Genomic DNA, 10,957 nt, shown 5'->3' with positions numbered 1-10,957 from the left:
TTCCGGCGGGCAGTCGGTTCTGGGAGGCTCCGGTGAGAATCGCGGTCCTGGCGTTCGGTTCGCGGGGTGACACCCAGCCGTGCGTCGCGCTCGGCGCCGGGCTCGCCCGGCGGGGGCACCAGGTCATGATCGTGGCGGCGAGCCGCTACGGCGGGCTGGTCGAGGAGGCGGGGCTGGAGTTCAGCCCGATCAGCGTGGACCCGCTGAAGATCATGGAGTCCGAGGAGGGGCAGGCGTGGCTGCGGAGTGGCCCCGCCGGGTTCGCCAGGGGGTTTCGCATGATCGTGGAACCGCTCGCCGAGCGCCTGGTCGCCGAGGTGGACGCGGCCTGCGCCGGAGCCGACCTCGTCCTGTCACCCGCGCTGGGCGGTTTCGGGCACCATCTCTCCGAGCGGTACGGCATGCCGTACGCGCTGCTGCACTTCCAGCCCAGCGAGCCCACCCGGGCCTTCCCCAACCCGCTGGTGCCGTTGCGCACGCTCGGCGGAGCCGGTAACCGGGCCAGCTACGCGCTGGTCGAGGGGTTGAGCTGGCTGCTGCTCGGCCGCATGGTGAACCGGCTGCGGGGCCGGGTGCTCAAGCTCGGGCCCATGCGGGGCAGCCCGTTCCGGCGGGCACGGGCCGATCGGGTGCCGGTGCTGTGCGGGGTCAGTCCCTGGATCGTCGGCCGCCCGCGGGACTGGCCGGACTACGTGCACCTGACCGGTTTCTGGTCGCTTGAGCGCGCGCTGCCTCCCCGCTCCGAGATCGTCGCGTTCCTCGACGCGGGGCCGCCACCGGTCTTCGTGGGCTTCGGCAGCATGGTTCCGGCCAACCCGGTCGCGACGGCGGAGACGGTGGTGGCGGCGCTGCGCAGGGCCGGGGTACGGGGGGTCCTTCAGGGCATGCCGTACGAGGGCGCCGACGACATGCTCGTCATCGGCGACATCGATCACGAGTGGCTCTTCCCGCGAATGGCCGCGGTGGTGCACCACGGCGGCGCCGGGACCACGGGGGCGGGCCTGCGGGCCGGGATACCGGGGGTGATCTGTCCCTTCTTCTCCGACCAGCCGTTCTGGGGAGCACGGGTGGCGTCGCTGGGGGCCGGGCCCGCGCCGCTGCCGATCGGAAGGGCCACCGTGGGAGCGCTGGCCGCACGGGTGGTACATGCCGTACGGGATCCGGGAACGCGGGCGGTGGCGGCGCGGTTGGGGGAGCGGCTGCGGGCCGAGGACGGAGTGGGACGCGCGTGCGAGGCGCTCGGAGCCTGACCCGAAGGCTCAGCGTCGGGTCAGGGATTCGGTGGTGCTCAGGCTGCTTGAGGCCTGACGGCGTGGGGTTCGCGGTGGCCCGCCGGAGGGGCTCCACTCATGCCAGCGACCTCCCGGGTTTCCCGCTAGCTGCAATGTGCCGACGCCGCTCCCCTGAGATCCTCGAGGTGTGGCCATAAGTTGTCTAATCGTCGATGATAGCGATCACTTCCGCTGTGCCGCCCGGGCGTTGCTTGAGCGGGAGGGGATCGCCGTGGTCGGCATGGCCTCCGCGGGCGAAGAGGCCCTTCGGCAGATCAGCGATTGCCGGCCGGACGTCGCGCTCGTCGACATCGATCTCGGTGAGGAGAGCGGTTTCGACGTCGCTCAGCGGCTCGCGCGGGTGCGGTCCGACAGCCGCCCGCACATCATCATGATCTCGACCCACGCCGAGAGGGACTTCGTGGACATGATCGTGGCCGGTCCCGCCATCGCGTTCCTGTCGAAGTCAGCCCTTTCCGGGGCGGCGATCCGCGACATTCTCCGGGAAGCCTGCGAGGAGGGGAAGCTGGGCTCCAGCTGACCCGGGGCGTGTTCCGCGGGTCTCCCACCGGATCGGCCCGCGACGCCAAGCCGCCTCATCGGTACCACCGGCCCCACTGGTCCTTCACGGCACGTCGGCCGTCCCCCGGGCGGTGCCCCCTGTCAGCGGGAGTCGAGGAAGGCCAGCACGGCGAGGACACGACGGTGGTCGTCCTCCGTCCCCGGTATCCGCATCCTGGACAGGATGCTGTGCACGTGCTTCTCGACCGTGCCCTCGGTGATCCAGAGTTTGCTCGCTATGCCGGCATTGGAGCGTCCCTCGGCCATCAGGGCGAGGACCTCCTGCTCGCGCGCGGTGAGAAGTTCCAGCGGATCGTCCTTGCGGTGGGCCTTGATGAGTTCCCGCACCAGGCTCGGATCGACGATCGAGCCGCCCAGGGCGATGTGCTCAAGCGTCTCCATGAAGTCGCTCACTCCGGTCACCCGGCTCTTGAGCAGGTAGCCGACCCGGTGCCCGGTGGCGAGCAGCTCCATCGCCTCCTCCACCTCGATGTGCGCCGACAGCAGGAGGATCCCCATGTCCGGGAACTCCTCACGGATCACCCGGGCCGCGTCAAGTCCCTCGTTCGTATGGGTCGGGGGCATCCGGATGTCGAGGACGACGAGATCCGGCCGGTGCTCACGGACCAGAGGGAGGATCTCCGCCGCGTCTCCGGCCTGGCCGACGACTTCGAAGCCCGATCGTGCCAGCAGGCTCGACATCCCCTCGCGGAAAAGCACGTCGTCGTCCGCCACTGCTACGCGTATCCGGTTCTCGTACACGACCATCGTCCTTTCGTGGTCTGTTTCCCGCCGGACCTGTCATTAAAAGAATGGCTACCTTAGGGCTAAGGAATTCCCAATACTCTGGACAATCAGCCGTAAGTCCGCCAGGCGGGGTACGGTCAGGGACGAAGTGTGAAATATCCCGTTGACATGCGAGTATCTTAGTACTTATGCGCGAGCGGCTGCTGTCGTCATTGGCGCACACAGAGCGTCAATCCTTTGTGCTGGGGATCGTATGTGGCGCCGTGTGCATCGCGGCGGAAGTTGTCTTTGCCGGTTTTCTGTCCCGCTTGACACCGGGTGGTTTCCTGAGCGGGATCTACCTGCTCGGCGTTCTGCTGGTCTCGGTCGTCTGGGGCCTGTGGCCGGGACTGGTGACCCTGCTGGCCAGTGCCCTCGCCTTCGACTACTTCACCCTCCCTCCGCAGGGAGGCTTCTTCCCCGGGGGGAACTGGCTCTGGACCCCGCTTCCGATCTTCCTTCTCGTCGGGCTGGTGACCAGTTTGATCGCGGCGCGGGTGCGCTCACTGGGCGTCCAGGCGAACGAACGTCGCCGCGAAGCGGACCTTTCCGTGCAACTGGCCCACATCCTGCTGGGTGCGGAGAATCTGAGCGCGGCGCTGCCGCCGGCCTCGCGCCTCCTGGCGCGGGGTCTGGGGGCACCGAACGTGGAGATCCGGCTTGACGAGGTCCCCGTCGGCGAGCACGACGAGGCTCTGCCGCTCATGGAGAACGGCAGTCGGATCGGCACGCTCGTCGTTCCCGCCGGCGTGCCGGAGGACGTGCGGATACGCCTGCGCGACCGGATGCTGCCCTCCTTGGAAGCACTGTTGCGGGCGGCCCGCGATCGCGAGAGCGTCAGGGCGGTCCTGGCGTCCAGCCGTGACGAGCTCCGCAGGATCGCGCAGGAGCAGGCGACGTTGCGGCGTGTCGCGACGCTCGTGGCGCGGGGCATCTCCTCGACGGAGCTGTTCAACGCGGTCGCCTGCGAGATGGGCTCCCTCATGAGGGCGGACCACGTGTCGATCAGCCGCTACAACCACGACCACACGACGGTGGCGGGTTCGTGGAGTCTCCGGGGGGACGCGCGGAAGGTGATGCCTCTCGGCTCGCAGTGGCCGATCAACGAGACGCTCGTCTCCGGCATGGTGCTGAGGACGGGAAGGCCGGCCCGGATAGCGAACTATGAGGAGGCCTCGGGAACGATCGTGAAGTGGGCCCGTGACATGGGCGTCACCTCCGCGCTCGGCTCTCCCGTGATCGTCGACGGCTCGCTGTGGGGTGTGGTGCTCGCCTTCTACAACCGCTGGGAGCCAAGGCTCGAAGGCGCCGAGGGGCGGATGCGGGACTTCACCGAGCTGATCGCGACCGCCATCTCGAACGCGCAGGCCCGTGCCGATCTCGCCGCCTCCCGTGCGCGCCTCGTCGCCGCGTCCGACGAGACCCGCCGGCGCATCGAGCGCGACCTGCACGACGGTGCCCAGCAGCGGCTGGTCTCGCTCGGGCTCGAACTGCGCGCGGTGGAGGCCGGGGTGCCACCGGGGATGACCGGGCTCAGGGAGCAGCTGTCTCAGGCGGTCCAGGGGCTGACCGGGATCGTGGAGGATCTGCAGGAGCTCTCCAGGGGCATCCACCCGGCGATCCTCTCGAAGGGCGGTCTCGCACCCGCGCTGAAGACGCTCGCACGCCGCTCCGCCGTTCCGGTGGAACTCCAGCTGGGCTCCGTCCCGCGCCTGCCGGAACGCGTCGAGGTGGCTCTCTACTACACGGCGGCGGAGGCGCTGACCAACGTGGTGAAACACGCGCACGCCTCCGTGGTGTGCGTCACCCTCGGTGTGACCGGGGCGACGGTCCGGCTCTTGGTCAGCGACGACGGGACCGGGGGAGCCGAGTACGGCGGGGGGTCGGGGCTCATCGGGCTCAGGGACCGCGTCGAGACGCTCGGCGGAAAGCTGACGATCACGAGTTCCGCGGGGGAGGGGACGTCGCTTCTGGTGATGGTGCCGATCGAGAGCTGACGGCCGCGGCCGGCTCGCCGGGGTGAGCGGGGGATCTGCCCCACCGGCCGCCGGCCGGTGGGGCAGGCTCGCCCGGGAGGCATCGGGCGAGCGGGCCGGAGAGGGAACTCGGCCGCGGGTCCGGGGGAGCTTGGACGGGCGGCCGTCCGGTCAGGGGCGGGGGCTTGGTGGATCCCGCGGTCATCCGGACAGGTGTCAGGAAGCGGTCTCTTCATGGTCGTCCAGCCGTGCGGCGGTGGCGAGCGGAAGGCGGAGGACGAACCGTGCGCCGCCCAGGGGAGAGCCGTCCACCTTGATGGTTCCCAGGTGGGCTTCGGCGATGTCACGGGCGATCGTGAGGCCGAGCCCGGTGCCTCCCCGATTGCGGCAGCGGGCCGTGTCCAGCCGGGTGAACCGCTCGAAGACCCGTTCCCTGTCGGCGTCGGCGATGCCGTCCCCGTCGTCGGTGACGGTCAGCTCGCCGTACTCACCGTCCCTGCGCACCTCGACCAGCACCGTGCGCCTGGCATGGCGCTGCGCGTTGTCCAGGAGGTTGGAGAGGAGCCGGTCGATCTCCGCGTCGACGACGTTCGCCCTGACACCGGGGGCGAGCCGAAGTCGTACGGGGATGTCGTCCTCGCGCCGCGAGACCGTGGCGCGGGCCAGCTCGCCCAGGTCCGTGCTGACGAACGCGTCCGGCGGGTTCGTGCCGACCTTCGCCAGCATCAGCAGGTCGCTGACGATCTTCTGAAGCCGGTCGACGTTTCCCAGCGTGTCTGCCAGCAGCTCGCGCAGGTCCGTCTCCTCGGGATGCAGCCGGGCCTCTTCCAGGAGAGCCCTGAGCCCGGCGATCGGGGTGAACAGCTCGTGCGAGGCGTCGGACACGAATCGTTGCTGCTGGAGCAGAGACCGGTCGATCCGGTTCCTGGCGCTCTCCATCCGCTTCAGCAGGTCGCTGGTCGCCAGGGCGAGACAAATGATCTCGTCCGACCCTGGGAGCCCGTGGAACCGGCTGCTCAGATCGTTGACGTGCGGCGACATGAAGATCCTGTTTCGGTCTGCACCGATTGGTGCGCTTTCGAGAAGGGTGGTGGAGTCTCGTCATCGACTCGACACCGCGGCGGAGATTCCCCGTCTCCCCGGGCGGTTGCCCTCACCACCATGATGTTGTCCCCGCCGCCCGTCGTCTGCGCTGGCAGCCTCCGTTTGTCGCTTCACGCCAGCGGGATACCGGCATTCCGGCTACCTGCAATGCCCCGGGCTCCTGCCCGCGTGGGACGCCGGATCAGCCGGGAGGTATCAAAGTCCTGTGGGTCCTTGACTGGGGCTGTTGAGCCCATTGCGATCTGGGTAAAGTGTGGATCGATCGTTTTGACCAGCTTTACCCGGGGAGTTCAGGACATGCGACTCACTCTGCGCCGAGCCCTCGCCGTCGGCGCCGCGCTCGCGCTCGTCGGGATCATGACGCCCGGGGCCGCGTACTCGCAGGACGATCCCCGCAGCTGCAACGATCTGATGGGGGCCGACGCCCCGGCCTACGTCGTGTGTCACTGGCTGGCCAAGCCGGAAGAGGCCCTCGGCGTCGCGCTCTTCTGGGGCAGCGACGACGCGGCCCACCTCAAGGAGGCCAACCCGATCGACGGCAAGTTCATCGACTGCTCGGCTGGCGCCTGCCCCGAGCCGCCCGGCGGCGGCGCCGAGGGCGATGAGAACTCTCCCCTCCCCGAGGGGGCGGGAGAGGACGGCGCGCCCGAGTGCGAGGCGGGCCAGCAGTGCTCGATCGACGGGCACGGCGAGGGCGGCGACGGCACCGTCAACGGATCCGAACTGACCGGTGCCGCCAAGTCGACCTCCACGAGCACCCAGGATCCCGCCGTCGCGGCGGCCGCGCGGACTCCGGCCGGCCAGGCGATCACCGCGGCGAAGGCCCAGCAGCTGCGGGTCTGGATCGACACCGAACTGGCCGACGACTGGAAGGCGGGCACCGAGACCTTCACCGCCGCCGTCAAGCGCATCGGCGCGCTTGCCGCGCGTCCGGAGGTCGCGGGCATCCGGTTCACCTCCCAGCTGGGCTACAACAGCACGTTCAAGACGGACGCGGAGATCACCGCGTTCGTCACCGCGGCCTCCGACGCCCTCCGCCAGGCCGCGCCCGGCAAGCGGCTGGGCGTGCACACCGTGGTCCCCGAGCTCGCCTGCGGCGCCAACGACACCTGCAAGGCGGAGATGCGCAAGCGGTACCCGCTGCTCGCCCCCGAGAAGATCGAGTCCCCGCTGATCGCGGGCCGCGTCGACCAGCTCTCCCTGGACACCGGCCTGCTGTACGGCGGCTACGACACCTGGAAGATCGACGCCGAGCAGGCCCACCGCAACCAGTGGATCCAGGTCCGTGCCCGGTCGTGGGACGTCCTGACCCAGATCGCCGCGGAGGAGACCGGTCTCGCCGGCCAGGTGACCGATGAGCAGATCGCCTCCCGGCTGTCGGTGCCGGTCAAGGACGGCGCCGCCCAGCAGGTGAACGTCTGGACCCGCGTCCAGGACGCCCAGGGCGCGGTGAACCGGCTGACCGCCTGGGACCAGCTGAAGAAGCTCACCCCGATCCAGCGTCGCCTGGCCGCCGTCTACGACCCGGCCAACCCCGAGGTGGACGTGACCACCGACCTCAAGAAGCTCTCCGAGGCCTTCGGCCAGATCTATCTCGCGGCCGTCTGACACACTCCCGCGACCTCCCGGTGAAGCGGCTCAGGCCGATTTCACCGGGACATCGCGAACCGGCAGACCTGGCCGGCGGGCGGGGCGAGCGGTGGAGTCCCCGGCCTCCTGGCTTTCCGGGTGCCGAATGGCCACCGGGCCGGGCGGGGAGGACGTCACGTGCCTCCCTGATCGGTGAGATGTTCCAGCGCGGTGAGGTCGATCTCCATGACGCTCGTCCCCGGTGGCAGGCCCAGGGCCTGGACCGTGGCGGTGTGCAGCTCGCCGGCGTGGCCGAGCACCGCCTCGCCGACGAGCAGTTCCAGGCAGCGTCCAGGGCGCCAGGGCGCGTACTCGGTGGGGCGCGTGATCAGGCCGGCCCCCATGACGTGCGCGGCCGTCCGCGCGGTGTCGACGGCGCGGGCCCACGACGACTCGCCGGTCAGGGCGATGGCGAGATGGCTGGGCTGGGCGGGGACGGTGGCGTTCAGCGCGTCGAGCCGGCTCGCGGTGGGGCGGTGGTCCGCCAGGGGCCAGAGGGTGAGGTCGGCGCCCGTGCGGGGTGCGAAGACCACTCCCTGCTCGAAGAGCGCCGGGTAGTGATTTCCCAGGGCGAGGTTGAGCCCCAGCGCGGCCAGCAGCCCGGGGAGGAGCGTGGTGCGCAGCGACGGCTCGCGCGGGCTGATCGGGTTCGTGAGCGTCAGCGTGGCGCGGCGCGGGTCGTCGGGCGCCAGGCCGAAGGCGTCCCATGCGGCGTCGCAGACGAAGGGGAAGCGCGGCGTCTCGACGTACCCCGCCCCCGCCAGCGCGTGCCCGATCCGCCGTCGCAGGCTCTGCGAGCGGGTGAGCCCCCCGCCGGCCTCCCGCCCCTGCGGGCCTCTCCTGCCGTGGCCGCCTCGGGTCAACGGGATGATCTCCAGATCGGGCACGGCCCGTGCGGCCGGCACGGCGCGTGTGGTGGCCGTGGTCCGGGGGCGGGGAGTGGGCCTGGGCCTGCCGCCGGGGGCGAACTCGTCCATCCCGAGCGGGAAGCGGATGTCGCCGCCGACGATGTCGCTGATGTCCTTCAGGCCGTGCCGGAGCATCAGGGTGCGCTCGACGCCAACGCCGAAGGCGAACGCGCCGTACCTGTGCGGATCGACGCCGCAGGTGGTCAGCACCAGGGGGCGGACCGTGCCGCACCAGCCCCACTCGATCCATCCCCCACCGCCGCACGTCCCGCACGGGCCCGCGGAGGCGTCCCCGGCGGCGTCCCCGGGGGCGTCCTCGGAGACGTCCTCCCGGACGCCGTGGCAGACCGCGCACTCCACGTACACCTTCGCCGACGGGTCGGTGTAGGCGGACCGGTGGGTGCGGAGCCGGGTCACCGTGCCCCTGCCGAACACGGCGGCGGCGAAGTGGTCGAGGGTCTTCTTCAGGTCGACCATGGTGAGCCCCAGGTCGACGGCGAGGCCCTCGACCTGGTTGAACACCGGGCTGTGGATGGTGTCGGCCGCGTCGGGACGGAAGGCGCGGCCCGCGCAGACCAGGCGGAGCGGCGGGGTCCTGCCGAGCATCGCCCGCACCTGCGCCGGTGAGGTGCGGGTGCGCAGCACGAGGCCCGACCTCCCGCCGGGCTCCGCGGGGTCTTCGAGGTGGAAGGCCCGGTCGGGGGTGCGGCCGGGGTGGTCGTCGTCCATGTTGAGCGCGTCAAAGGCGAACCACTCGGCCTCGACCTCGGGTCCCTCGACGATGCGGTAACCAAGGTCGAGAAAGACGTCGGTCATCTGCTCGGCCATGACGGTCACCGGATGCCGGGCCCCGCGCGAGTCGTGCGACGCGCTCCCGGCACGTCCGCTGGATGCGCTCCTCATTGACTGTGCTGCCTCTTCCTGTGTGAGCGCGCCTCCCGCGCTTCCCCGAGACGGTCAGGCGAGAGCCGAGGGTCACCCTTCGCGGGGATACGCGGGGATACGACGGCACGCGACCGGACGACCTCGCACGTGAGACCGGAGGTGGGATCCGCGTCCGACGTCCGTTACGGAACGCCGGAGTTCACGCGCGACCTCGAACGTCCGCCACGCTGGGTGTTGAAACAACTACTCAAAGTTATTATCTGGTCAACGGTGAGTCAACACGCCACCGGGTCGGCGATGAGGGTTCGAGAGGACGGCCGTTCCGTCAGGGGCAGGTCATCGGCGCGTGTCCGCCTCTTCGGGAAGCGGATCCCCGGGGCCCGCCGAACGCCGCCGGGTGATGTCGACGGCAGCGGATCGTCGGGCCGGGACCGGCGACCGCCGCGCATCCGGCTCTCACGTTCCGCCGAGCAGGTTCCAGACGTTCTCCTGCTCCCGGGGTGCGGAGGCGTCGTCCTGGGCGGTCTTCAGGCCCAGGGCGGACAGGATCATCGGGAAGGACCTGCGGAACTCGCGCTCCCAGTAGGGCCAGCTGTGGGTGCCGTCCTGGTACAGGTTCACCACGGGCTTGATGCCGTGGAAGCGGAGCTTGGCGATCAGGTCCCTGGCCGTGTAGGCGGAGATCGGCTCGCCGAGATGGGCCGGGCTCCAGGGGACTCCCGGTGGGTCGAGTTCGCCCAGCCTGCTGGTCGTGCCGCTGGAGATGTAGATGCTCACGCCGCGCAGGTTCCCGGCGTGGGCCGCGGGGTCGTTGGCCCTCCAGACGTCCCGGTTCCTGAGCGGATCGCCCCACAGCGCCTGCGGATCCTGTCCCTCGGAGGCCTGTGCGTTCATGATGAGTTCGGGGATGCCCGGCAGACGGGTGGACATGACGCCGCTGTAGGCGCCCACGAAGCGGAACATCCCCCGGTGCAGCGCGGCGTACTTCATCGCGCCGTACGCGCCCATGGAGAGCCCCGCGACGGCGCGGCGGCTCCCCGCGCGGTAGCCGGTCTCCAGCAGGCGGCGCACCTCGGAGGTGTGGAAGGTCTCCCAGCCGGGCGCGCCTCCCTTGCCCTTGTTGTACCAGTTCGAGTAGTTACCCGCCCGGCCCGCCTCGGGCATCACGATGATCGCGTCCATGTCCTCGGTCATGCCCGCGATGTCGGTCATCCGGGTCCACGAGGTGTAGTCGTCGGCGCCGCCGTGCAGTAGGTACAGGACCGGCCAGGTGCGGCGCGCGCCCTTCGACCAGCCCTGGGGCACCAGCACGCGGACCGGCAGGGTCGCGTTGACCGCGGGCGACGAGATCTGGAGGTCGAGCATGCGCGGGCCGAGCCAGGTCTCCTTGACCACGCGCGCGGCGCCCGGCCTGGCGGCAGGCCAGGGCCCCCATGGGCTCCTGCCTCCCTTGCCGGCGGAGGGGCTCGGGCTCGGCTGTGGTTTCACCGCCGGCCTCACCGCCGAGGCGGTCCTGCCCGCCGGTCTTGTGATCAGGGTGTTGCTCTTCGCGGGTTCCCCTTTCCGGGCGGTCCCACCCGCCGGGTTCACCTCCGGAGCGGTCCGGGCCGCCGCGCCTGCCTCGCCGCTCCTGTCACCGAGTGCCGACGCCCAGGCCGGGTCGGCGTGCGCGGTCGAGGGGAGTCCGACGACAAGCGCGGTCGCCAGCGCCAGAAGTCCGCGTCGAGCAGGTCGCATGGTCGTTCCTCCGCCCGGCCTGGAGACAGTGGCCGTGGCAGGCGACCCTAGGCGGGGTGATCGCCTCTCAGCTATGAGCGTTCGCAACGAAATGACGCGG

At 70.6% G+C, this 10,957-nt stretch carries 8 protein-coding genes; 4 read left to right on the top strand and 4 right to left on the bottom strand.

All coding sequences use genetic code 11. The features are described 5' to 3' along the window. Positions 1-32: 32 nt before the first annotated feature. Positions 33-1,250: a glycosyltransferase gene (locus tag ABT130_RS12300; RefSeq protein ID WP_350955170.1), complete on the top strand. Its 1,218-nt coding sequence runs from the start codon at positions 33-35 to the stop codon at positions 1,248-1,250. A 169-nt stretch (positions 1,251-1,419) separates the two neighbouring features. Beyond that, positions 1,420-1,812, top strand: coding sequence for a response regulator (locus tag ABT130_RS12295; protein WP_350955168.1), 393 nt, complete (start codon positions 1,420-1,422; stop codon positions 1,810-1,812). Positions 1,813-1,934: 122 nt separating this feature from the next. Here the strand turns inward: ABT130_RS12295 and ABT130_RS12290 are convergent, their stop codons facing one another. Further along, positions 1,935-2,600, bottom strand: coding sequence for a response regulator (locus ABT130_RS12290; RefSeq protein WP_350955166.1), 666 nt, complete (start codon positions 2,598-2,600; stop codon positions 1,935-1,937). A 167-nt stretch (positions 2,601-2,767) separates the two neighbouring features. On the opposite strand from ABT130_RS12290, the gene ABT130_RS12285 reads away from it, so the two are divergent. Beyond that, entirely contained in the window at positions 2,768-4,615 is a 1,848-nt protein-coding gene (locus ABT130_RS12285; RefSeq protein WP_350955165.1) for a sensor histidine kinase, read from the top strand. A gap of 195 nt (positions 4,616-4,810) precedes the next feature. On the opposite strand, the gene ABT130_RS12280 is transcribed toward ABT130_RS12285, so the two are convergent. Beyond that, a complete protein-coding gene (locus ABT130_RS12280) occupies positions 4,811-5,635 on the bottom strand; it encodes a sensor histidine kinase (protein ID WP_350955163.1) in 825 nt (274 codons plus the stop codon). A gap of 360 nt (positions 5,636-5,995) precedes the next feature. On the opposite strand from ABT130_RS12280, the gene ABT130_RS12275 reads away from it, so the two are divergent. After that, positions 5,996-7,306, top strand: coding sequence for a hypothetical protein (locus ABT130_RS12275; protein WP_350955161.1), 1,311 nt, complete (start codon positions 5,996-5,998; stop codon positions 7,304-7,306). Positions 7,307-7,461: 155 nt separating this feature from the next. On the opposite strand, the gene ABT130_RS12270 is transcribed toward ABT130_RS12275, so the two are convergent. Together ABT130_RS12270 and ABT130_RS12265 are read right to left on the bottom strand one after the other, a co-directional pair. Further along, positions 7,462-9,138 carry a tRNA ligase subunit PheS family protein gene (locus ABT130_RS12270; RefSeq protein WP_350955159.1) on the bottom strand — a complete coding sequence of 559 codons (1,677 nt, stop codon included), beginning with the start codon at positions 9,136-9,138 and terminating at the stop codon, positions 7,462-7,464. A 438-nt stretch (positions 9,139-9,576) separates the two neighbouring features. Continuing rightward, positions 9,577-10,857 carry an alpha/beta hydrolase gene (locus ABT130_RS12265; protein ID WP_350955156.1) on the bottom strand — a complete coding sequence of 427 codons (1,281 nt, stop codon included), beginning with the start codon at positions 10,855-10,857 and terminating at the stop codon, positions 9,577-9,579. Between the last annotated feature and the right edge of the window lie 100 nt (positions 10,858-10,957).

It is taken from the genome of Streptosporangium sp. NPDC001681 (assembly GCF_040298085.1).
Classification (GTDB): domain Bacteria; phylum Actinomycetota; class Actinomycetes; order Streptosporangiales; family Streptosporangiaceae; genus Streptosporangium.
This window is presented reverse-complemented; position numbering and strand designations above follow the sequence as displayed.